The organism is Allolucifera butyrica (assembly GCF_900476375.1).
Taxonomy (GTDB): domain Bacteria; phylum Bacillota; class Negativicutes; order Sporomusales; family UPPP01; genus Lucifera; species Lucifera butyrica.
The window spans coordinates 138701-162920 of sequence record NZ_UPPP01000061.1 but is presented as its reverse complement, the minus strand read 5'-3'; the positions used below and the strand labels follow the sequence as shown (position 1 = coordinate 162920).

General features: G+C 43.8%; 21 protein-coding genes, 1 CRISPR repeat array and 1 other annotated feature. Of the genes, 20 read left to right on the top strand and 1 reads right to left on the bottom strand.

Features of this window, described 5'->3' with window-relative positions; genetic code table 11:
* Position 1: 1 nt before the first annotated feature.
* The 18 genes from cas8a1 (at position 2) to LUCIF_RS06530 (ending at position 18813) form a co-directional block, all read left to right on the top strand.
* Entirely contained in the window at positions 2-1600 is a 1599-nt protein-coding gene (gene cas8a1 / locus LUCIF_RS06615) for a type I-B CRISPR-associated protein Cas8b1/Cst1 (protein ID WP_122627084.1), read from the top strand.
* Entirely contained in the window at positions 1600-2454 is an 855-nt protein-coding gene (gene cas7i, locus LUCIF_RS06610) for a type I-B CRISPR-associated protein Cas7/Cst2/DevR (protein WP_207857110.1), read from the top strand. Before cas8a1 ends, cas7i begins: the two co-directional genes overlap by 1 nt.
* A 14-nt stretch (positions 2455-2468) precedes the next feature.
* The gene (gene cas5 / locus LUCIF_RS06605; protein WP_306438784.1) at positions 2469-3182 is read left to right on the top strand and encodes a CRISPR-associated protein Cas5; all 714 of its coding nucleotides are present in this window, start codon (positions 2469-2471) and stop codon (positions 3180-3182) included.
* 60 nt (positions 3183-3242) lie between these two features.
* Complete coding sequence (gene cas3 / locus LUCIF_RS06600; RefSeq protein ID WP_122627081.1) at positions 3243-5534, top strand: CRISPR-associated helicase Cas3'; 2292 nt, start codon at positions 3243-3245, stop codon at positions 5532-5534.
* Between the two features lie 14 nt (positions 5535-5548).
* Positions 5549-6043: a CRISPR-associated protein Cas4 gene (gene cas4 / locus LUCIF_RS06595; protein WP_122627080.1), complete on the top strand. Its 495-nt coding sequence runs from the start codon at positions 5549-5551 to the stop codon at positions 6041-6043.
* 10 nt (positions 6044-6053) lie between these two features.
* The gene (cas1b, locus tag LUCIF_RS06590) at positions 6054-7046 is read left to right on the top strand and encodes a type I-B CRISPR-associated endonuclease Cas1b (RefSeq protein ID WP_122627079.1); all 993 of its coding nucleotides are present in this window, start codon (positions 6054-6056) and stop codon (positions 7044-7046) included.
* Positions 7047-7055: 9 nt separating this feature from the next.
* Complete coding sequence (gene cas2, locus LUCIF_RS06585) at positions 7056-7334, top strand: CRISPR-associated endonuclease Cas2 (protein WP_122627078.1); 279 nt, start codon at positions 7056-7058, stop codon at positions 7332-7334.
* Between the two features lie 198 nt (positions 7335-7532).
* A CRISPR array of direct repeats spans positions 7533-8478; the repeat unit is 30 nt; unit sequence GTCGAAATCTCACCATATTGGAATGTAAAT.
* Positions 8479-9354: 876 nt separating this feature from the next.
* On the top strand, positions 9355-9726 hold the full coding sequence (locus tag LUCIF_RS06575) for a hypothetical protein (protein ID WP_122627077.1): 372 nt from the start codon (positions 9355-9357) through the stop codon (positions 9724-9726).
* 398 nt (positions 9727-10124) lie between these two features.
* The gene (locus LUCIF_RS06570; protein ID WP_122627076.1) at positions 10125-10721 is read left to right on the top strand and encodes a L,D-transpeptidase family protein; all 597 of its coding nucleotides are present in this window, start codon (positions 10125-10127) and stop codon (positions 10719-10721) included.
* Positions 10722-10757: 36 nt separating this feature from the next.
* Entirely contained in the window at positions 10758-11240 is a 483-nt protein-coding gene (locus LUCIF_RS06565; protein ID WP_122627075.1) for a tlde1 domain-containing protein, read from the top strand.
* 22 nt (positions 11241-11262) lie between these two features.
* Entirely contained in the window at positions 11263-11745 is a 483-nt protein-coding gene (locus LUCIF_RS06560; protein WP_122627074.1) for a hypothetical protein, read from the top strand.
* Between the two features lie 39 nt (positions 11746-11784).
* Positions 11785-12204: a membrane-associated protease 1 gene (locus LUCIF_RS06555; RefSeq protein ID WP_122627073.1), complete on the top strand. Its 420-nt coding sequence runs from the start codon at positions 11785-11787 to the stop codon at positions 12202-12204.
* On the top strand, positions 12191-12322 hold the full coding sequence (locus LUCIF_RS26970) for a hypothetical protein (protein ID WP_279386946.1): 132 nt from the start codon (positions 12191-12193) through the stop codon (positions 12320-12322). The genes LUCIF_RS06555 and LUCIF_RS26970 overlap by 14 nt, the downstream gene beginning before the upstream one ends.
* A gap of 148 nt (positions 12323-12470) precedes the next feature.
* Positions 12471-13871: an isochorismate synthase gene (locus tag LUCIF_RS06550; protein WP_122627072.1), complete on the top strand. Its 1401-nt coding sequence runs from the start codon at positions 12471-12473 to the stop codon at positions 13869-13871.
* The gene (gene menD / locus LUCIF_RS06545) at positions 13872-15641 is read left to right on the top strand and encodes a 2-succinyl-5-enolpyruvyl-6-hydroxy-3-cyclohexene-1-carboxylic-acid synthase (RefSeq protein WP_122627071.1); all 1770 of its coding nucleotides are present in this window, start codon (positions 13872-13874) and stop codon (positions 15639-15641) included.
* 21 nt (positions 15642-15662) lie between these two features.
* Positions 15663-16478 (top strand): 2-succinyl-6-hydroxy-2,4-cyclohexadiene-1-carboxylate synthase, encoded by an 816-nt coding sequence (menH, locus tag LUCIF_RS06540; RefSeq protein WP_122627191.1) that lies wholly within the window; start codon positions 15663-15665, stop codon positions 16476-16478.
* Between the two features lie 19 nt (positions 16479-16497).
* Positions 16498-17313: a 1,4-dihydroxy-2-naphthoyl-CoA synthase gene (gene menB, locus LUCIF_RS06535; RefSeq protein ID WP_122627070.1), complete on the top strand. Its 816-nt coding sequence runs from the start codon at positions 16498-16500 to the stop codon at positions 17311-17313.
* Positions 17314-17334: 21 nt separating this feature from the next.
* Entirely contained in the window at positions 17335-18813 is a 1479-nt protein-coding gene (locus LUCIF_RS06530; RefSeq protein WP_122627069.1) for an o-succinylbenzoate--CoA ligase, read from the top strand.
* Between the two features lie 442 nt (positions 18814-19255).
* On the opposite strand, the gene LUCIF_RS06525 is transcribed toward LUCIF_RS06530, so the two are convergent.
* Positions 19256-20605: an ISNCY family transposase gene (locus LUCIF_RS06525; RefSeq protein WP_207857106.1), complete on the bottom strand. Its 1350-nt coding sequence runs from the start codon at positions 20603-20605 to the stop codon at positions 19256-19258.
* Between the two features lie 108 nt (positions 20606-20713).
* Positions 20714-20924: a binding site (T-box leader), on the top strand.
* A gap of 56 nt (positions 20925-20980) precedes the next feature.
* Here LUCIF_RS06525 and leuS point away from each other — a divergent pair.
* Positions 20981-23464 (top strand): leucine--tRNA ligase, encoded by a 2484-nt coding sequence (gene leuS / locus LUCIF_RS06520; protein ID WP_122627067.1) that lies wholly within the window; start codon positions 20981-20983, stop codon positions 23462-23464.
* 123 nt (positions 23465-23587) lie between these two features.
* Positions 23588-24220: a ComEA family DNA-binding protein gene (locus tag LUCIF_RS06515; RefSeq protein WP_207857104.1), complete on the top strand. Its 633-nt coding sequence runs from the start codon at positions 23588-23590 to the stop codon at positions 24218-24220.

The window sequence follows — 24220 nt, the reverse complement described above, 5'->3', positions numbered from 1 at the left end:
TGTGGGACGGGAAGTAATAGTAACTTTAAATGATGCGCTTTATAACGCGGGAATTCTTGGTTTCTTAAGAATTTGTGAAAAAAGCGATTTGCCGATAAAACAAGCTGGGAATAGTATTAGCTTTGATAGTGATATATTGAGCGACTTCACTGCTTGCTATTTGCAAACCATGATGAATGTTTTTAGAGATGACACTATTTATACAGAAATTATGACACGCCATGCACGAATAATGGCACTGCAAATAAATAGTGAAGATGATAAGAAGCTTTTTGATGAGATTTTTAAATATATCGCTGACAAATTAAAACGGGCTTCCTATGAAGCTGGTTTTGAAATAATCAAAGTTCGCGGCGAAATATATGACTTTACGGCGGCGGTTAAGGAGATTAAAGAAGAAAAAGATTACGGTAACAAGATCAGCTTACTAAATGTTCTAATACAAAAGATGAAGCAGTATGAAGACATATTTCTTTTAAAAGATATTACATATACAAAAATTCAGCCATTTTGGACCAATGTTGCTTTTTTGAATAGTAAAAAGAATAAGGCTGAATTTAATGAGTGTTTTGAAGAGTCGTTCTCTCAACCTGCCTATAATTTTACTCCGAGAGAGGGAAAGAAGATACAGCTAACGTGTTGTCAATGCGATGTCCCTATAAGCAAGAATGATAGCTTCCCTATGGCATGGATTAATGACCTAGGAGTAGATGTGGCTAGAAAAACTTCCCATTATTGGAATTTTAAAGTAGATTCCTTTTTGTGCCCGGTCTGCAACTTGATCTATGCCTGCATTCCCCTGGGGTTCACCATGAAAGGCAGTGAGGGTGTTTTTGTTAATGATAACGAGAGTATAACCAAGTTAAAAGAAATGAATGTGGTGGCAGCAATTAAGCTAGAAGCGCATAAGGATGATCTGTTTTACCGAGTTATTGATAGGTTTATGCATATTAACCAAGACATTACAGTGCAGAAAGAGTTAAATAACATACAAATTGTGCGACGCAGCAATGGCCAATATGTCTTTAACATTCTTTCCAAGGAAAAATTACAGGTGCTTGATTACTGCAAGAGAGATTTTGAGAGTATTGTCGGTTTATCCTTTAAGATTCAGGACGAATACATCAATATTTACCGGAGGGTAATTCAGAGTGTTTTAGCGGGAGAAAACTTATATCCTTTACTTTACACATTTTTACACACTGGAATTGCTAAGTCGATGAAAATCTGGTTTGTTCGGTATTTAATCAAAATTCAAGCGGTGGCTATTTGTAAAGGAGATGAAAAAATGCGGGAAAAAGTAGTTTTTGCAGCAATGAAACGAGGGGAAGAGCTGCGGACAGTAATGCTGGGTGATAACCAGAACGAGAATAAAGTCCGCACCTTATCGTATAAGTTGTTAAATGCTTTAAAAGTACGCAACCCAAGTGAGTTTATGGATACATTGCTTAGGAACTATATTGGACTTGGCATGCAAGTGCCGGTTGGTTTCTTGGATGTTTTAAAAGAAGAAAATAAATTTTTAGATTTTGGCTATGCCTTTGTTACCGGACTTAATGGTGGCAGTAGCAAGAAAGAAGACGGGGAGGATACAAAATAATGAAAAAAGGTTTAACGCTTAGCCTGATTTTTGAAGCGCAAAGTGCAAATTATGGGGAAGGTTTCGGCAATATTACTGCTTTGAAACGCATTAGCCGTCAAGGGGGAGATGGTTATACATATATATCAAGACAGGCTTTACGTTACAATATGATTGAACAACTGGGGTGGGATAATACACCGGTGGAAGCGATGGGGTCAGGAGAAAAAAAGGTGATTCAGTATAAACCAGAAACCTCTATTGCTGATTATCCGGAAATTGACTTGTTTGGCTATATGAAAACTGATAAAGGAAGTGGAGCTAATACCCGTTCTGCAGTAGTGCGGTTAAGCAACGCCGTGTCATTGGAACCATATAATTCTGATTTGGATTTTTTGACCAATACGAGCATGGCTAAACGTATCGATGCGAGTAATTCTATTGCCCAGAGTGAAATTCATAAATCTTTTTATGCGTATACTATTACGATTGATTTGGACCGGGTGGGAATTGACAAAGATGTTCAGTGCGATAATGGGGAAAAAGTTAAGCGCGTGACAGCATTACTAAAAACCATTCAATTTTTATATCGTGATATCAAAGGCCGCCGGGAGAATTTGGCCCCAGTTTTTGCTGTTGGCGGTGTGTACGAGCGCAAGAGTCCGTTCTTTGAAAATCGCTTTAGACTCAATAAACAGGAATTATGTATTGCACCGATAAGTGAGACTATAGAAAGTATTGGAGAAAACACCTTAGTGGGATACATTAACGGTATATTTAAAAATGACGAGGAAATAAAAAAAGCTTTAAAACCTGTTGTTATATCCAATTTGTTTGATCAATTGTGCCGTGAAGTTGAGGCGGTGTATCAGTGAAGGCCATAAGATTGATGGCTTACCAGAATATGCCGTCGTACCGTAAACCAACTAGTTTTATTTTGAAAGAAAGCTATCCTCTACCGCCATATTCCAGCGTTATTGGGATGATTCATGCTGCCTGCGATTTTAAAAGTTATGTAGATATGGATGTAAGTGTTCAGGGCCGTTACTATTCTTCTACTAGTGAACTCTGTACTAAGTACGAGTTTGGTAACGGTACAAAATATGAAAGTGGCCGTCACAATGTTAAACTAAGTGCTGCAGATAAAGATTATGGCATGATTAGAGGAATGGGCAATGTAGAAGTTTTGGTAGATATGGAACTGTTAATTCATATAAAACCAAAGGACGAGGCAATGCTTGAAACAATTGCTCAGGGGTTAAGCTATCCTAATGTTTATCTGGCTCTAGGCCGGTGGGAGGATTTGATCCGGATTGATTCTGTTGATATCGTAGATATCAAGGACACCGAACTTGAGCGTAGAATCAAGTTATCTTATGATGCATATATCCCCAAGATTATAGAACAACAGTTTGATGAGTATGAAGTCAATTTTTCCGGTACTATTTATAAGTTAAACAAAAAATATGTTATTAATTCCAAAACGGGGATGCGTAAATGGGATGAACAGATTATTGCCAGATATGCTACACGGGGGTCTCAGATTAATTCAGGCGAGTATATGCTGATTGATGATGATAATTATCCGGTATTTTTGGCCTGAAAAATGTCTCTTTTAATCTATCCATAATGGAAAATAGAATTAAAGAAAGTTGGAGACAGTATGGAACACATATTTTTTGCGAAAAGTAATCCTCTGCAAACCATTGAAGAACATACTATATCTGCGTTGAATTTATATGAAAAATTAAAATTGCTATATCCTGACATTCTTAGCCAGAAGGATTGGGCGTTATTAGAGGATGCTATACTGTATCATGATTTAGGAAAAATGGATTTGAAATTTCAAAACAGGATACGTGAGGCTTTAAAAATTACAGTCCTTAGAGATGAATATCAGAATATTGAGCCAATCCCCCACAATGTATTAAGTTGTGCCTTTTTAGATAAGAGAATAATGAAGAAAAAGCATTCGAATATGGGATATGAGATATTGGTAAAGGCGATATATTATCATCATCACCGGGAGTTTTACCTGGATGAGGAAGCCGAGCGGTATATTGAAACAATTTTGCCAAAGTACAAAGAAGATTTTAAATGGAATTATGTAATCTTGCCAGACAGACTGGATACGGAGGTTTATACCCGAATACCTTTTGATAGTGGAAAGTCTTATTATAATGAAATGCTGCGTAAGTATTTTATTATTAAAGGTCTGTTAAATCGAATTGATTATGCCGCTAGTGCGGGGCTTGAGTCCATAGAGGAAAGCTGCCTGGAAGCCGGTATTGGCTTATCTGAGCGGGTGCGTGAAATGTTTAAGGCTAAGGGCCACAGCTTGCGTCCTGTTCAGCAGTATATGTTGGACAATAGGGAAAGAAATCTCGTGGTTATTGCTGCTACCGGCATAGGAAAAACTGAAGCGTCATTATTATGGCTTGGTGATTGTAAAGGTTTTTATACATTGCCCCTAAAAGTATCCATCGATGCAATTTTTAAGCGGATTCAAAAGGACATCAATTACACAAAAGTTGGCTTGTTGCATTCGGACGCAATTTCCTATCACCTGCAGGAACAAAATGATAAAGATATTGACGCTGCTCACAACGCCTATACATGCGCAAAGCTTTTGTCCAAGCCACTGACTATAACTACCATAGACCAATTATTTAAATTTGTCTTTAGATATAATGGCGGTGAGATGCCGCTGGCTACGCTTGCGTATTCCAGGCTTATTATTGATGAAATCCAGATGTATAGTCAGGATTTGGTGGCTATTATTTTAGTGGCAATTAAAGCTATCACAGACTTAGGTGGAGCTTTTGCTATTGTTACAGCGACATTTCCGCCAGTACTGTACAATTTTATGAAAAAGTTAGAAATTCCGGTTAAACCTCCGCAAAAAACATTTCATAGTGAATTTACCAAAAGGCACCGGATTAAATTGGTTATAGGAGCAGATTTCGATTATGATGAGCTACTGGAAATGGGGAGCAAGAAGAAGGTTTTGATTATTGCTAATACAGTCGCCAGAGCACAACGCATTTATCAAAATCTCAAGAATCAACAAGGCATCAGTGTAAAGTTGTTGCATAGTTCCTTTATAAAAATACATCGGAGTATATTAGAGGATGATATTATGCAATTTGCAACAAACTCAGCTGAAAAAAGGACACCTGACACCGGAATCTGGGTAAGTACACAAATTGTGGAGGCATCATTAGATATTGACTTTGATGTGTTGTTTACCGAAATGTGTTCAATTGATTCGCTGTTGCAACGGTTAGGACGGATTTATCGCAGCCGGATATATGATCTGGGTGAGGAACCGAATATTTATATCCTAGATGGGAAAAATGGGCGTGGCAAGGTTGTTGATCCTGAAATATATGATTTTTCTTTGAAGGCGGTACAAAAATATGATGGACAATTGTTGGAAGAAAGTGATGCTAACGATATTAAGCAAGAGATGATAAACATGGTTTATGATCCTGACAATAATCCTGAAATCTTAAAATCTAAATACTACCAGGGAATAGACGAAAGAATAAATATGCTAATGAATTTGCCAATGTATGAAATGGACAAGAAGGATGTACAGAAATTATTCAGAGCTATCGAAACGGTGACTGTAATTCCTGAGGCTATTTTTGACCAAATGAAGCAGCAGGGGTTAATTGCTCAGTGGCAAAGAGATTTGGAAAACAAAGAGATATCAAATAGTCAAAAACAATTAATTAAGAATGAAATCTTAAAGTATACAATTAATTTGTCGCACGTTGAACAGGATGGAGATGCTGTGAAATGGGATAATGAATTGATATACAAGAAAAGTAAAATTTATTTATACCGAGGTAAATACCTGTTTTATGAGATACAGCATACTGGGGATGGTCTCATTCGAGAACGAAGCCATAATAAATCATTGCAATTTGCTTCAGCAGAATTTCTTTAACTGGCGGGTGTGTTATGGAAAAACAGATTAATGGCACCATGATTTATTATTATATCGTCTGTAAACGTAAGCTATGGTATTTTTCTCATAGTATTTGTATGGAACAAGAAAATGAGAATGTAAAAATCGGTAAGATTTTAGATGAGGAAAGCTACCGACGCGAAGAAAAACATATTAACATTGATAACGTGATTAGTATTGATTATATCAAGCAAAAAGGTATTCTACATGAGGTGAAAAAAAGTAGAAAAATTGAAGATGCCGGCATATGGCAAGTCAAATATTACCTGTACTATTTGAAGCAGAAAGGACTAACGGATATTAAAGCTAAGATTGACTATCCGTTGCTGCGGCAGAATTTAGAGGTAGAATTATCTCTTGAGGATGAGACGGAAATACAACGCATGCTAGATGAAATAAACAATATTGTATCAGGAAAAATCCCAGCTATACCTGTAAAAATAAGTATATGTAAATCCTGCGCTTATTTCGATTTATGTTACATATAAGAGGTGTATAATGAAGAGAAGTTTTTATATTTATAGTGATGGTGACTTAAAACGCCATGATAACACGCTGCAATTCACTTCACTGGATGGTACAAAACGCGATATTCCAGTGGAAACTATAGGAGACATATACTTAATGTCGGAAATGTCCTTTAATACCAAGTTTGTTAGTTTGATAGCCCAATACGGAATCGTCATGCACTTTTTTAATTATTACAGTTTTTATACTGGTAGTTTTTATCCTAAGGAAAGTATGCCGGCTGGAGGCTTGCTGGTAAAACAAGTGCAACATTATGATGATGATGAAAAACGTATTGCTATAGCACGCCAAATTATTGAAGCCGCCGCTTATAATATTTACAGAAATTTACGTTATTATAACGAACGGGGTAAGGACCTAGATTTGCATATTAATGAAATAATGGCTTTACGTAAAAAGATACCATTCTGTAAAAATGTGACTGAGTTAATGGGTATTGAGGGTAATATACGAAAAAACTACTACCAATCTTGGAATCTGATCATTGACCAAGAAGTTAATTTTGAGCGACGTATAAAAAATCCTCCGGACAATATGATTAATACGTTGATATCATTTGCCAATAGTTTAGTGTATACAAGGGTATTGAGTGAGATATACCATACCCAGTTAAATCCAACAATAAGTTATTTACACGAGCCGGGCGTTCGGCGGTTTTCGCTAAGCCTTGATCTTGCCGAAATATTTAAGCCTCTATTAGGTGATAGGCTGATTTTTTCCTTGCTGAATAAAAAGCAAATTACAGAAAAGCATTTCACTAAGAATTTAAATTATCTGCATCTAAAAAAAGAAGCGTCGCAATTAATTGCAACTGAATTTGATAACCGCTTGAAACAGACAATTAAGCATCGAGAACTTAAAAAAGATGTTTCATATCAGTATTTAATTCGTCTTGAAGCTTATAAATTAATAAAGCATTTGCTAGGCGAGAAAGAATATGAAGGATTTAAAATATGGTGGTAGGTGAATGGTATGTATGTTATTCTGACATATGATATAAAACTTGATGAAACGGGGCCGCGGGTATTAAGGAGAGTTTTTAAATTGTGTAAAAAGTATCTAACTCATATCCAGAATTCAGTGTTTGAAGGGGAATTATCTGAATCACAGATTATGCAACTTAACAGTGAGCTTAAAAAATATATCAGAGATGATAAAGATTCAGTAATTATCTTTAAAAGTAGGCATGAGCGTTGGTTAGAAAAGGACTTTTGGGGAAAGTGTGATAATAAACTCTCTAATATATTTTGAGTATATTTTGAGCAGATAATTTTGTCGATGTGAGGTTGTGTAAAAATTACGCGACATCGACAATTCGTAGCAGTCCAGATAGTTCTCTGCTTTTTATCTTGTCGCTTAATATAAAATTAGTTTTTTTAAGATGTTTTTCTCATGGTCGACAGAATATCAACTATAAAGATTGATAAAATAAGCACATCGAGGGCTCGGGTCGAAATCTCACCATATTGGAATGTAAATAAAACTGTTTGATAAATTGTTGATGCACCGTCCTGGTCGAAATCTCACCATATTGGAATGTAAATGAGACCTAAAGCAATTCCTATCCCGATTTTGTCGGGTCGAAATCTCACCATATTGGAATGTAAATTTGGGCAAGGAACGTGCCAAGAAAGGTAAATGAAAGTCGAAATCTCACCATATTGGAATGTAAATTTCTGACCTGTTCTGACAAAAATCACTGTAAATAGTCGAAATCTCACCATATTGGAATGTAAATCTCCATCCGCTGCCCGATACGTGCCAGGCGCAGAAGTCGAAATCTCACCATATTGGAATGTAAATAACAATCCCTGATTTATCAGTGGCAAAAATGATGTCCGTCGAAATCTCACCATATTGGAATGTAAATATATTTCCCGTTCCAAGCAATATTCCCGGCTTTGCGGTCGAAATCTCACCATATTGGAATGTAAATTATCAACAGTGACGGCAGCCTGGGAAGCGCCTCAGTGTCGAAATCTCACCATATTGGAATGTAAATTCAAATCAGGCGATGAAAAACGATTTCGCCATAATGGTCGAAATCTCACCATATTGGAATGTAAATCTCGATGAGCAGCAGAAAAGTTTCTTGGAGGTTTTAGTCGAAATCTCACCATATTGGAATGTAAATCTGGATTGCAAGCTTTGTTTGGACGCTTGTCCTAGGTTGAAATCTCACCATATTGGAATGTAAATCGCTATAATCGTACCTACCGGCACACCGGAGTTACCGTTGAAATCTCACCATATTGGAATGTAAATTGAATAGGGGTTATCTCTATCTCTAGGATGTGATGGTTGAAATCTCACCATATTGGAATGTAAATATCAGTGACAGTCAGGGCCAGCGCGTGGCCGATCAGTTGAAATCTCGCCATATTGGAATGTAAAGCCAAGCCAAGAAAACGCTTATGAATGGGGAAGAAAAGGCTGAATCTTACCATATCGTAAATAACTGCCTCGCATCGTTCGCGGCTGACTGGGGCTTGCGTTGAAATCTCACCATATTGGAATGGAAGGAAGCAAAGAGACATTCTTTTTGTTTCTTTCTTCAAAGATGATAGAATAAAGGAAAACAGAAGAAATACATCCTGTTGCGGATTCAAGAGGAAAATCAAAAGCATCCCGGTGGCTTCGGCTGCCGGGATGCTTTGGGGGACCGAAAAGTATTTTTTGATTTATCTGCCAAGCCTTGCAATTCAGCTGAAATGCGCTATAATTAAAACTAGGTGGAAATTAAAAAGTCGCCGTGACCCGGAAGTGTTGGCGCACTTCCGAGGCATGAGCAGGTGTCACAGCACCTACACATAACAGTCAAGCTGTCCACGACGACATTTCTATTATACAATGCCGCCCGTTTGATTACAAGCGAGGCCCAGTGTGTAACGGGGATGTCTGCAGAGAGCAGGCTGTGCGACATACGCAGCAGAGGATGGAGCCCTATTATACAATTGTCAGCAGGAGGGCCGGCGTCGGTTACATAGTTTGAGTGCAGAACGCCTTTCTGTTGAATGCCGGATATGTTCCGGCTTATTGATAATAGGACTTAGCAGACGACGAAGCAAAGCGCATGTGTAGGGTGTAAAAACCTCGCATGCGTTTTTTAATTTCCCCCTGTAAAAAAGCTGGCGGCAGCGCTGCAGGGCTCATGCCGCAGCCTGAGTATAGGGGGTATAGGGTTTGTCCAGGGAAAAGAAAAGGAACAAATGGCGCGGAACCCCGGTTTTCAGAGCAATGACGGGCAAGGAGAACGATAGGGGGGATTGTTGTGTTGGAAAGTATTTTGAACCAGGCTTTTGAACAATACGTTTTTGACAGAGTGGACAATCTCCTCAGTATAGCCGGTGTTGCAAATGCTAAATATGCTAAAGCAATGAAAGAATCCGAATCTATACTACTACAGCTAATGGCAATTGCCCGTGAACAGGAAGCGCAGTATCCGGAACTGCTTCCCTTGGTTATGAAGTTTGAGACCGTCACTGTTTTTGAATCCAGTCTGGCGGCTGAAATTGCCTACCGGGCAGGGATACGGGATCGTTGCAGCGTACGTCAGGAGTTCGTTACTTTTATTCAGAAGAATGTTGATATAATGCAGGATTATCCTTGTTCGCCAAATTCTCATTTAGCAGCTAATAAATAAGGCGATCCCACGCCGCTTATTGAATTGGCAAAGCATGATCCTTATAACCTGGCATTTGGCTGCCAGGTTTTTTTGTTTGTCACTTTTTTGTCAAAGATTTGTTGTACTCTTTAAAAAGAAATAATTTCCATGCATCCCATATTTCGAATCCTGAACTTATAGCGACAATATTCTCCCAATTTACCAGCCGCAAAGTAAATAATGAATTTATATTTCGAATAATGTCGAATGAAAGAGGACTGCAAAAAGTGGAATACATTGAATTTTAGTCCTATAAATTGAACTTATTTTTAGGGACTTTTGTCCCATTTATTTGAAGTAAAGGAGGAATTTGGTTTATTGTGAAGTAATAGGAAGGTTGGCGGTTTGAACTTAAACTTTTATGGGAGAGTCACTTTATGAAATGGGCATCACTAGGATGGATTTTATTAGGTATTATATTAGCCGTTGCTATATGGCGGGGTTTTCCCCCGTTTCAAATTCGGAGTAACCAGTTTCCAGGAATATTGTCTAGTTCAATAACACCGGACCCGCAGCATGTAAAAATAGAAATATTTAAAGCGGAACGAAAGCTGATTTTATATCAAAACGAAAAACCGGTTGGTATTTTTAAAATTGCGCTAGGTTTCTCGCCTATTGGGGACAAAGAACGGGAAGGGGACGGAAAAACACCGGAAGGGGATTATGCCATCTGTTATGTGAATGATAAAACACCCTATTTATATTTTTATGGTCTCAATTATCCGCAAGGGAAGGATATCAAACGAGGCTTTAAACAAGGAAGAATTTCACAGCGGCAATACCAAGAATTGATAGATAACAATAAAAATAATGGGATACCTTTATGGAATACAGCGTTAGGTGGGGAAGTAGGCATTCATGGAGGTGGTAATCTATGGGATTGGACGAAAGGATGCATTGCGCTTAGCGACACGGATATATTGATTCTAAAAAAGTATCTAATGATTGGAACTCCTGTACATATTTTTCCATAGAAAAACTTTAGCAAACGAGGAAAGGAAGTGGTGTGATTGGGACAGCGAACATTAACGCTAGAGATGGGAGTTTTAACATTTCGTGATGGGGCTGGAAATGTTATCGCTACTTTTAAAGCCGCAACAGGAAAATGGGGAGCGACAGATCCTACGGTTGAAAATATAGGACCATGCCCTCCAGGTACATATACGTTATATCCTTCGGAAGTTACTGGAGGAACAGCGGTGTCCTTTGTGGAACGGAATCTTATCGCGCATGAAAATTGGGGTTTGTATAGGGCTCCACTTCATCCTAATGCCGGAACGGATACTTTTGGCAGAGATGGATTTTTCCTGCATGGAGGTTTAATGAGCCCTTTATTTTTTCATGGTTCGGCTGGCTGTATCAATGTAGGAACACCTTGGGATGCAGAATTATTTCCCTTAATCTTGCAATCTGGTGATCCCATTTTGGTTATAGTATCAAAATATCCAAATGAATGGTCCACAAAGCCGGCGTGGGACGTTTATATAGGTTAGAATCATATTAGAGTAAGAAGGTGTGTTAAAAATAGAAAAAACATTTCGATTTACCGTGATTGGTTTTATTTTCATGGCTATAGCCCAAGTAGATTTTATTAATGGGTCTTTTATTTTACGGGGTCCTTCTTCAGAAATGCGCTTTATATTCTTAACAATTGGTATTACTGTTTTATGTACGCTTGCAACACTATATTTTACCTTTAAAGAACGGCTTAAACTGTTTTTTAATTTAAGTATCGGCTTTGTAATTTTTCATACCGTGTGGTTTATGATGGGGCTAGTTGTAGAACGGCAAAACAGCATTCCAATGAAAGGTAGTATGCCTCTCTTTCACGAGGCATTTACATCATATATTAATGGTGATTTCATAATCATGCTTATAATGAATGTTATGTCACTGATATTAGCTTTTCTTTATTTTATTACAGTAATGATAGTGATTTTAATGATCAAAAAGTGCTATAAACAAATAATGACATATTGGCTTGCAAGAAAAGATTAGGCTTTATACGATTTAAAAAATGAATTTTTGGAGGTACTTATGGGATTCACACTTAGCGTTAAAGGGAAAGAAAATATTTATTTAGACGAATCTATGATTCAATCAGTACATGTGGAATTATGTACTCCAAGTGACTCAATGGCTAAATCAACGATAGTTAGTGCTACGTTATTTATAACGGGAAGATTAACTTCTGATGCAACGATGATTGAATCGGATGAACCGCTAAAACTATTTAAATGGGCGCAAATTCCAGCTCAAAGTGCAGATGCCTATAGCGATGTAACTGTTAAAGTAATTTCGGCCGGTCAAACTTTTAGAACAATTAACTTTCCAAATACTTTTGTTATTGATTATGGTGAAAGATATAATGATCACGCGGGGATTGGTGAATTTTCATTAGTGTTAAGGCAAAAAGTGGATAAGATAGATAAAATAACGGCTGATGGTGGTCAATGAGACCGGTCTGTGTCAAGGGGGCGGGTTTGCCGGCAGCAAGTTTGGCTTGTTTGCCGGTCAACCCGTCCTTATTTTTTTGCAGGGCCTTTGTCTGGACGGCAAAAGAACATCCAAATAACATTGCATAACAGAACGGCCTTGGGTAGCACAATAGGCGGTAGTAGTAATCGATTAAGCAGTATCACGACGCAGAGGAAGGATTCTGAAGATTCCGTGGCAAAGAAACAATAGTGTACTTTTGCGATGGGAGGAAGATCTTTACAACGATGGAATTGTTAGAGCAGGAGTTACAGAGGCTGATTTGCCAGGGAATCCAACAATCCAGGGAAATGAGGCGGTCTGTGCTGGTCAGTCATGTTGTGCCGGCGGGGGCCTTCAGCCCGCTTGATTCTTTTAGAAATGCTGTACGCAGGAATCAAGAAAGAATTGTTTACTGGTCCGATTCTACGTCGGGCATTACGTTAGCCGGCGCCGGCGAAGCGTATTCCATCAAGGTGGAGCATAACGGACCGGACCGTTTTGCCGAAGTCGAAGAAAAATGGCGGGCTATTGCCGCTAACAGTATGCAATCCTTCCAGCCGGAGATTCCTCAAACCGGCTTGCTATTAATGGGAGGCGGTGTCTTTGACCCCTTAAAAGCACGGTCTGAGCGATGGGAGCATTTTGCCAATGCGGAATTTCATGTTCCCCAAATACTGCTCACGCAGACTGAGGGTAAGTCCTGGCTTACCCTGAATTATTTGCTGCAAGGGAAGGAAGACTTCCGGGAAATCACTCAATATCTGATGGCTGCGTGTGAATGGTTTTTAGCGGAGCCAGGTAAGCCGCGCCCGATTGCTAAAAATTCATTTTCTGTTGAAGCGGAAAATCCCGACCGGTGGCTGCAATTGGTGGACGAGGTAGCGCAAAGGATACGCGAGGGAGAATGGAAGAAGGTTGTATTAGCCAGAGAACTTCGGCTTCACAGTGAAAATTCGATTGCGGTTGCGGAGGTTTTACAGCGCCTGCATGAGGATCAGCCGGAAAGTCATATCTTTGCTTTTGTTCACCAGGGGGATTGTTTGCTTGGCGCTTCGCCGGAGTGTCTGGTTCGCAGGGAAGAAGACTGTTTTTATTCTACCTGCCTGGCCGGTTCGATTCGACGCGGGAAAGACCAGCCGGAAGATCAGATGCTGGGTGAAGAGCTTCTCCAAGACCCTAAGAATCAGCAGGAACATCGCCTGGTGGTACAGATGATCAGCGATAAATTAAAGAAGTATTGCGAGGCATTGGAAATACCGGCGGCGCCATTCCTGGTAAAATTGAAAAATATTCAGCATTTATGTACTCCCCTTGTTGGCAAAGCCCGCCCGGGGACTTCACTTTTCCACGTTGCTGCCGATTTACATCCCACTCCCGCTTTGGGGGGATTTCCCCAGCAGGCAGCAATGAAAAAAATACGGGAGGAAGAACCGTTTGACCGGGGCTGGTATGGCGGTCCTTTGGGGTGGGCCGACGCCAGGGGCAATGGGAAGTTTATCGTCGCGATCCGCTGCGGCCTGATACGGGGAAAAGAGATTTCCTTATTTGCCGGTTGTGGTATTGTGGGAGATTCGGAACCGCTGAGTGAGTATGAAGAAACGATGCTAAAGCTTCAACCCATGCTGGCGGCTTTAGGAGGAAACTAAATGACCCAGGGAAAAGGAATTGCGAATTATATCGGCGCCTTCGTGGACGAATTAGTGCGGTGCGGCGTCAATCAGGCCGTAATCAGTCCGGGCTCGCGGTCCACGCCGCTGGCCTTATTGATGGCAGAGCATCCCGGCATGAAAGTGTGGATGCATATTGATGAGCGGTCCGCTGCCTTTTTCGCACTGGGAATGGCTAAAGCCCAAAGAAAACCGGTCGCGCTGGTCTGTTCGTCGGGTACCGCCGTGGCCAATTACCTGCCCGCGGTGGTGGAAGCGGCTCAGGCCCGGGTGCCGCTGCTGGCCTTGACGGCGGACCGGCCGCCGGAGTTAAGGGCGGTAGGAGCGCCGCAAACAATTGATCAAATTGGGATATTTGGCCATTTTGTCAAACTGTTTGTAGAGATGTCCGTGCCGGATGACTCGCCGGAATTACTGCAATATGCGCGCTCGGTAGCGGCCCGGGCTTCGGCAATGGCTCTGGCAGGCCCGAGCGGCCCGGTCCATTTAAATTTTCCCTTGCGGGAGCCGCTGTTACCGGACCTGAGTATCGATGGGATGTTCCGGGAAAGCGGCCGCGGCGGACAGGACTGTTATACCCGGATTTTGACGGGACCGCGGTACCTGGAGCCTGAGGCCGGCAAGTCGCTGGCGAAGCAATTGCAAGGTATGGAAAAAGGACTGATTATTTGCGGTCCGCATGATGACCCGGCGTTAGCCAGTGCGGTAGTTAGTCTGGCAGAACGGCTGCAATATCCGGTTTTAGCGGACCCCCTTTCCCAGGTGCGAAGCGGCGCCCACGACAAACGCTGGATTGTGGAAACCTACGATTCCTTTTTACGGGACCCGGACGTTGTGGACCGGCTTACGCCGGAAGTAGTGATCCGTTTCGGTGCTATGCCGGTATCCAAAGCCTTGCTTTTCTATTTAAAAGGACTGCCCTTATGCCGGCAAATCGTAGTTGATGAGGAACTGGGCTGGCGCGACCCCACGTTAATGGCGACGGATATGATTTATGCCGGGGTTGTCCCTTTCTGCCGGGAGCTGAATCATTGGCTGGATTCCTTGGCTGCCGGCAGCCCGCAGGAATCTTCCTGGGCGCAAAAATGGTTGGCAGTCAATGAACTTACCCGAAAAGAACTGTATAACCAGGGCAAGAGCGAAGCGTTGTTCGAGGGAAGAGTTTTTATCGAGTTGGGGGAAACCCTGCCTGCCGCCGCAACTTTATTTGTCGGCAATAGTATGCCCGTCCGCGATTTGGATACGTTCTTTTTTTGCAATGACCGGAATATCCGGATTTTGGCGAACCGCGGCGCGAATGGCATTGACGGCGTTGTTTCGACCGCTTTGGGAGTCGCCGCCAGTGACAATCCCTTAGTTCTGGTCATCGGAGATTTATCTTTTTATCATGATTTAAACGGCTTGCTGGCCGCCAAGCTGCACGGTTTGAATGCCACAGTGATTGTCATTAACAATGACGGCGGCGGAATTTTTTCTTTTTTGCCGCAGGCCCGGCTGCCGCAGCATTTTGAGAAACTGTTTGGAACACCCCTCGGCCTGGACTTCAAAGCAGTGGCCGAGATGTATCACGGAGAATTTTCGCGGGTCCGTTCCTGGGAAGAGTTCCGGCAAACTTTACAGCATTGTCTGGCCGCCAAGGGCTTAAAAATAATCGAGATCCCCACAAATCGCGCCGATAATGTGCAAAGGCACCGGGAAATTTGGCAGGCTGTTTCGCATATAGCCAGCCGGTCCTTTTCGGCTTCCTAAAGGGGGATGGCTTCTGTGCTGATGGACGTTAACGGCATCCAATTGAATGTAGAAATGGAGGGGGAAGGGCCGCCGCTCCTCTTATTGCATGGATTTACCGGCAGTATCCAAAGCTGGCGGCGGATTCTTCCCGCTTTACGCAACCGGTATAAGGTTGTTTTGGTCGACATGATCGGTCATGGCCTTTCGGAATCCCCGGTGGATTTCAGACGCTATTCCATGGAGCATGCCGTAGAGGATTTGCTGCAGCTTTTGGCTCAGTTAGGTCTGCCAAAAGTGAATCTGCTGGGTTATTCCATGGGAGGGCGGTGTGCGTTGCAATTTGCGGTGCAGGCGCCGGAACGGGTTCATACTTTAATTTTGGAAAGCAGTTCGCCGGGCATTGCCGCGGAACCGGAACGGGAAGCACGCCGGCGCTCGGATGAGGCCTTAGCCGGTTTTATTATCGAACAGGGCGTGGCAGCGTTTGTCGACCGCTGGACAAGCCTTGCACTGTTTGCGACCCAGCAGGCGCTGCCGGATTTTATAAAAAACGAAGTGCGGTGTCAGCGCCTGCAGAATCAAGCGCAAGGTCTGGCGAACAGCCTGCGTGGTATGGGCACCGGCGTTCAGCCGTCCTGGTGGGGCCGGCTGCAGGAAATTAGGGTCCCCACCCTACTGCTCGTCGGTGAGCACGATGCGAAGTTTCGGCGAATCGGACTTTCCATGGAAAAGATAATACCCGGTTCGACTTTGCAAATCATCCCTTCTGCCGGCCACACGGTTCATTTGGAGCAGCCGGCGGTCTTTACGGCTGCGGTAATGGATTTTTTGTCGCTCCATAATCCACATTCTTAAAGGAAAGGATTTGAAAAATATGATTACCTGGAAGTCGGAATACAGTTATGAGGATATTTTATATGAAACGTATGAGGGAATCGCTAAAATTACCATAAACAGGCCGGAAGTCCGCAATGCTTTCCGGCCCAAAACCGTTTTTGAATTAATTGATGCCTTTGCCCGGGCACGTGACGACGCGAAGATTGGCGTGATTATCTTAACCGGAGCGGGAGAGAAGGCGTTTTGTTCCGGCGGGGACCAGAAGGTCCGGGGGCACGGCGGATATGTCGGCGACGATCAGATTCCCCGCCTCAATGTCTTGGATTTACAGCGCTTGATCCGAGCCATTCCCAAACCGGTCATCGCGATGGTCGCCGGTTATGCCATTGGCGGCGGGCATGTTTTACATATTGTTTGTGACCTGACGATTGCGGCGGATAATGCGGTCTTTGGCCAAACCGGACCCAATGTGGGAAGCTTTGACGCCGGTTATGGCTCCGGTTATTTGGCGCGGATCGTCGGCCATAAAAAGGCCCGCGAGATTTGGTATTTGTGCCGCCAGTATAATGCGCAGCAAGCCTTGGAAATGGGCTTGGTAAATACGGTGGTTCCCCTGGAACGGCTGGAAGAAGAGACCGTAGAGTGGGCCCGGGAAATTCTGGCCAAGAGCCCCACGGCGATCCGCTTTTTAAAGGCCGCCTTCAATGCCGACACGGACGGGCTGGCCGGTATACAGCAATTGGCCGGCGATGCGACGCTGCTATTTTATACGACGGAGGAAGCCAAGGAAGGCCGCGATGCATTTAAGGAAAAACGCAACCCCGATTTTAAACAATTTCCCCGGTTTCCTTGATGGGTCAGGGGGACAAGGAACATGAATAACCGGGAAATGCCGAATTGGCTGGATAAACGGGCTTCTCTGACTCCCAAACGGGTCTGTCTGACCGACGGGGCGGTCGTTTGGACGTTTGAAGATTTGAATCAGTATGCGCAGGCGACAGCCCGTAAATTACACGGCAGGGAAATTGGCCGGGGAGACCGCGTGGCTGTTCTGCTGGGGAATAGTTTCCGGGTGCCACAAATCATTTACGCTTTGCAATATCTCGACGCCATAACGGTTTTGCTTAATAACCGTCTGGCCCCGGCCGAACTTGGCTGGCAGCTTAAGGATGCCGGCTGTAAGCTGTTGATTTATGATGATGAATTTTTGGGAACAGTAGCGGCGATAACGGCGGATATACCCCGGTTAGGCGTACTTTCTTATGCGGCGATGGAGCAGTTGCCGGGAGCGGATGTTTTACTGGAGCGAAGAATTGACCTGGATGCGGTTCATACCGTCATTTACACTTCGGGAACAACGGGACGCCCCAAGGGAGTCATGCTTACCAATGAAAATCACTGGTGGAGTGCCACCGGCTCGGTTCTCAACCTGGGGCTGCAAATGACGGATCAGTGGCTGATTTGCGTGCCTATGTTTCACATGAGCGGATTATCGATTATTTTACGAAGTGTCATTTACGGCATTCCCGTCCTGATTCAGCGGAAGTTTATACCGGCGGCGGTAAACGAAGCCATCCGCGACGAAGGCGTAACCATGGTTTCTGTTGTGAGTTCGATGTTGGCCCAAATGCTGGAAAATTTAGGACAGGACGGATACCCGGATTCTTTCCGCTGCATGCTGGTAGGCGGCGGCCCGGTTCCGGCAATTTTATTACAAGAATGTAGAAAGAAGCAAATCCCGGTATATCAGACCTATGGTCTGACGGAAACGGCTTCGCAGCTGGTTACTTTATCTCCTGAGTATATGGACAGCAAACTGGGGTCGGCCGGAAAAGCCCTGTTTCCTGCAGAAATAAAAATCGAAGGAGACGGCGGGGGGAGAAAGCCGGGGGAAGTGGGAGAAATCGTGGTGCGTGGTCCTACTGTCACACCGGGTTATTTAAATATTGCCAATGAAAAATTGGATATCTTCCGGGATGGCTGGTTTCATACGGGAGATTTGGGTTATATAGATGAAGAAGGGTTTCTTTATGTGCTGGACCGGCGCAGTGATCTTATCATCTCAGGCGGGGAAAACGTCTATCCGGCGGAAATTGAGGCGGTTTTAAACGCCCATCCTGCGATTGCTGAAGCGGGGGTTACCGGCGTCAAGCATGAGCAATGGGGACAGGTTCCGGTTGCTTTTATAAAAATAAACGAACAGTCGGCCGTGACGGAAGAAGAAGTCCGGCTGTTTTGCCGGGAAAGACTGGCGCATTACAAATGTCCCACCCGCGTTTATTTTGTGGAAAAATTGCCGCGCAATGCGGCCAACAAACTTTTGCGGCGAAAATTGGCGGAACTGATTCGGTAAGGTTCGACATTGTCTGAATCCTATTGTTACAAAGCTATTCTGCGTAAGCCAGCGGAGTGCTGTCAATAACTTGTGAAAATGTCACCCCCAAATAGGGATAATTATCGTGAGAAAATGTCACCTCGTAGTTAAGCATATTTGCATAGGAAAATGGATTCCAGCATTGCTAGAATGTCCTTGTCGGTATCTTCGAAGGAGACTTTATTAATCAAGGTATGGCCGTATTTGTAATAATGACTATCAGGCGGCCTCCATGTTGATTTTTGTTTGGACGAAGGGGCAACAGGCTCTTTTTTGACAGGCTTGATATACGGCAACACCGGATACAACTGCAGTTTCCATTCAACGGCAATGCCAATATGAGGGCTTACAAGAACACTAATTTTGGCCTTGGGTGGAAGAAGAGGTAAGCTAGGCTTCGTGAGAAAATGTCACCTCGTNGTTAAGCATATTTGCATAGGAAAATGGATTCCAGCATTGCTAGAATGTCCTTGTCGGTATCTTCGAAGGAGACTTTATTAATCAAGGTATGGCCGTATTTGTAATAATGACTATCAGGCGGCCTCCATGTTGATTTTTGTTTGGACGAAGGGGCAACAGGCTCTTTTTTGACAGGCTTGATATACGGCAACACCGGATACAACTGCAGTTTCCATTCAACGGCAATGCCAATATGAGGGCTTACAAGAACACTAATTTTGGCCTTGGGTGGAAGAAGAGGTAAGCTAGGCTTCGTGATTACCTTAAAGTGTTTATTATAAAATGAGAATACGCCGCCAGCGTCAACTGAACGAGTGAGTTTTACACAGAGCACCGTATCGATGTTAAGCTTTGAGGATACAGTGCGAAAAGCAGACACAGCATTCACAGGTTCAACGGCAAACATCTGGTTAAACAAAGGGATATACTTAAGCAGAAATTCGTTAGCCTGGTCGATGGTAGAAATACCAGCCAGCTTAAACTCAATTGGCAAACGACTCTGCAGAGTTTCCCAGAGACGCTCCACGCGGCCTTTAGCTTGGGGTGAGCGAGCAGGGATAATGGTAATGCCCAACTCATTCATAGCGCGGCCAAACTGAGTATCATTAATTACTTTGCCGGCAAGCTGATCCTCGACAGAGAGCCTGGTGGCAACCGTGGAAAGAAAAATAGCATGTCTGTCAGTATATAGGCTAACGGGAATGCCATGATTGAGGACAATCTGGCGTGTTACTTCCCAATACCCCATAAGACATTCATTTTTAGTCAGATATAACCCGACAATCTTGCCTGTTGCATCGTCAATGGCGCCATGCAGTGCATACTTATCCCCGGAGCCAAACCATTCAAAAGGAGTCGCATCCATTTGAATCAGAAGACCTTCTTGCAATTTACGTTTGCGGCGACGATGCGGCTTAAAACGGCGGCGTTTCTTAGGACTTTGAATTTTTGCCTTGGTTAAGAGTGAGTGTAGAGCAGAATAGCTAATCGTAATATTTTCGTGACGTGAAAGTAGTTCCTGAAAGTGTAGGAAGTTAGCATCCCGGTACAGCTCGGACTGTTTGAGAGAAATGATTTTAGCCGCGAGCTCGTCACCGAGTGCATGAGCAGGCTTGCAATTCGTGTTCTTGTGAATCAGAACCGCAGGCCCTTCCTGGATAAATCCTTTCTTTAATCTGATTACCTGGCGATTGCTTAAGCCTAGACTAGATGCAGCCTGTGCAAGGGTAAAATCTCCGTCAACAAGCTTTTGCAATATGGTGTACCTGTTTAGTTGTTTTTGGGACAATTGATAATGCACCTCGTTGTTCATAGTGACATTTTATCGCGATAATCTACAAGGTGACATTATCACAAGTTAAACACACGGAGGCTATGGAAGACATTGACTTTTAGGTAATGGTACTATATAATGATATTCGATAATCCTAAGATGCAGACCAGTAGGTTTGGTGCGAATTTCAGAAAACCGGCGGGGGATGCGAGCCGGTATCAAACCAAGCCGAAACTCACTGCGGAGGAGCAGTTATGACCTATTGTAATGACTGACGGTTAACCTCGTTATCGGTTGTTGAAAGTGGATGGCGTAGCCATCAATCAGGGTGGTAACGCGGGAATAACTCGTCCCTGGCCAGGTGCGCCAAGGGGCGTTTTTAATTCATATACTTTTGAGGAGGCTTATGCATACATGAACGAAAGGTATTTTCCCCGGGAAATTGAGGCCAAATGGCAAAAAGAATGGGCGGAGCAGGGGGCATTTGTTACGGAAATTGACCGTAAAATGCCCGAATATTATGTTCTGGAAATGTTTCCTTATCCTTCCGGTCATTTACATATGGGCCATGTTCGCAACTATTCGATCGGTGATGTCGTAGCACGGTTTAAAAGCATGCAAGGTTTTAATGTGCTGCATCCCATGGGGTGGGACGCTTTTGGCATGCCGGCGGAAAATGCCGCGATTAAGCATGGCATTCATCCGGCAACCTGGACCTGGGATAATATCGCGAATATGCGCCGCCAACAGCAGGAGCTGGGTTTGTCATACGACTGGAACCGGGAAGTAGCTACATGCCATCCTGATTATTACCGCTGGACGCAATGGCTGTTTCTATTGTTTTACGAGCGGGGCCTGGCATATAAAAAAAAGGCGGCGGTGAACTGGTGCAATGATTGCAATACAGTTTTAGCCAATGAACAGGTAGTTGACGGACACTGCTGGCGTTGTGATTCGGTGGTTGTAAAAAAAGAACTGGAACAGTGGTTCTTTAAAATTACCGAATATGCGGACAGGCTCTTAGCCGATTTAAATGAATTAAAGGGCTGGCCAGACCGGGTTAAAACCATGCAGGAAAATTGGATTGGGCGCAGTGAAGGAGCGGAGTTTAGTTTTTATGTTCCCGAATTGGACGAAAAGATTCCTGTCTATACAACCCGGCAGGATACTGTTTTCGGGGTAACCTATATTGTCCTGGCACCCGAGCATCCTCTGGTGGAGAAATTGACTGACCGTAAGCCGGCGGCTAAAGCCGTACGGGAATTTGTCAATCGAATTCGCAACTTGAGCGAAATCAACAGGACTTCAACAGATACGGAAAAAGAAGGGATGTTTACCGGTGCGTGCGCGGTCCATCCGTTCACGGGGGAACAAATCCCTATCTGGATAGCAAATTATGTACTTATGGAATACGGAACCGGCGCCGTAATGGGGGTTCCGGCCCATGACGAAAGGGATTGGCAATTTGCCACCAAATATAATCTCGCCAAGCGACTAGTCATTCAGCCGCCGGAGCATTCCCTGGAGATTACGGCCATGTCCGGCGCCTATGACGGACCGGGTTTTCTGATAAATTCCGGCGATTTTACCGGTATGGATAATGAGGCCGCCAAGGCGGCAATTGCCGCCTGGCTGGAAGAAAAAGAAATCGGCAAACGGCGGGTAAACTACCGTTTGCGGGATTGGCTGGTTTCCCGCCAACGGTATTGGGGAGCACCCATTCCGATTATTTATTGTCCGGTTTGCGGCACCGTGCCTGTCCCCAAAAAAGATTTGCCTGTGCTGCTGCCGGAAAAGGTAAGTTTTGAGGCGGGCGCTGTTTCTCCCCTGGCGCAGGCCGAGGAATTCGTAAAGTGCCGGTGTCCGCAATGCGGCGGAGAAGGCAGGCGGGAAACGGATACGATGGACACATTTATTTGTTCTTCGTGGTATTATTTCCGTTATACCAGTCCTCACAGCGCCAATGAGCCCTTTGATACGGTCAAGGCCAATCACTGGATGCCGGTTGACCAGTACATCGGGGGAATTGAGCACGCGATCCTGCATTTGCTTTATTCCCGTTTTTTTACCAAGGTTTTGAAAGACGCCGGGTTAATTAGTGTAAATGAACCGTTTAAAAACTTACTGACCCAGGGTATGGTTATCAAAGATGGCGCCAAAATGTCCAAATCCAAAGGAAATGTTGTATCGCCGGAGGAAATCATTGGTAAATACGGTGCCGATACGGCCCGCTTGTTCATTCTGTTTGCCGCACCGCCGGAGCGTGATCTGGAATGGAGTGACCAGGGAGTAGAGGGCGCGTACCGCTTTTTGGGCCGCCTCTGGCGAATTGTTTATTTTTATTCCGGGCTGGTTGCCGGTCAGACTGAGCAAGAGTATGATCCGGCCAGTCTTGGCAAAGAGGAAAAGGAATTACGCCGGGTTGTCCATTTGACAATTAAAAAAGTAACCGATGATATTGGCGAGCGGTTTAATTTTAATACCGCCATTAGTGCCATTATGGAATTGGTAAATGCCATATATGCATTCAGGGAACAGGTACCCCAACCCAACGGCGGTCTTATCCGGGAAGCGATAGCTGCCTTGCTGCGCTTGTTGGCGCCCTTTGCGCCTCATATCACGGAAGAGCTTTGGAGCTGTACCCTGGCTCAGGGCAGTGTGCATAAGCAGCCGTGGCCCGTTTTTGACCCGGAAGCGATTAAAACGGAAGAGGTTGAAGTCGTACTGCAAATCAACGGCAAGGTAAGGGACAAAATCGTTGTTCCTGTCGGTTTATTGCCGCAGGAACTGGAAGAAAAAGCGCTGGCGCAGGATAAAGTAAAAGCGTTAATCGCCGGTAAGCAAGTCGTTAAAGTAATTTGTGTGCCGCAAAAGCTGGTGAATATAGTTATCCGGTAAGTCCACTCTGACGGCACGTCTTCGGCCCACGGGAACATTTTTGTTTATTTCGACAAACTATATATTCCTACAAAAAATACCGGTTTGTTTTAGACAAACCGGTATTTTTCTGGAGGAAAATGGATGATGTTGCCGAAGTATTGCAAAAAGAAATATTGGGGTTGGGGTGATCGTATGGACCAAAACCGGCGAAAAGCGTATGGAATCCTGATATTGACCGGGTTGTTGCTGCTTGGTGGAAGCTTGTTCGGCTTTTGGCAAAAAAATTCAACGGAAAATTATGCAGTTACGGGACCGGCAAACCACAAGCCACCGGTTCAGACCAATACCGGGGAGGTTGTGGTTTATGTAAGCGGGGCAGTAAATAAACCGGGTGTTTTTAAGATAACAAGTGGCGCCAGAACGTTGGATGCCATTAATATGGCCGGCGGAATGGCTCCCGGAGCGGACAGCGGCAAAGTAAACATGGCTCAGCCGGTTAAGGACGGAATGCAGATTCACGTTCCGGGTGCGCTGGTCGCCCAAACAATAAATACAAATGCCGGAAATCAGAGTCGGAACGATGCAAGGATTAATATTAATACAGCGGAAAAGGCGGCATTGGATAATTTGCCGGGAATCGGCCCGTCCCTGGCGGAGCGGATTGTTAAGTACCGTCAAGCGAACGGAGCATTTGGTGAATTAACGGATTTAAAAAAAGTCCCCGGCATTGGCGACGCAAAATATAACCGGCTGAAAGATAAAATAACATTATAA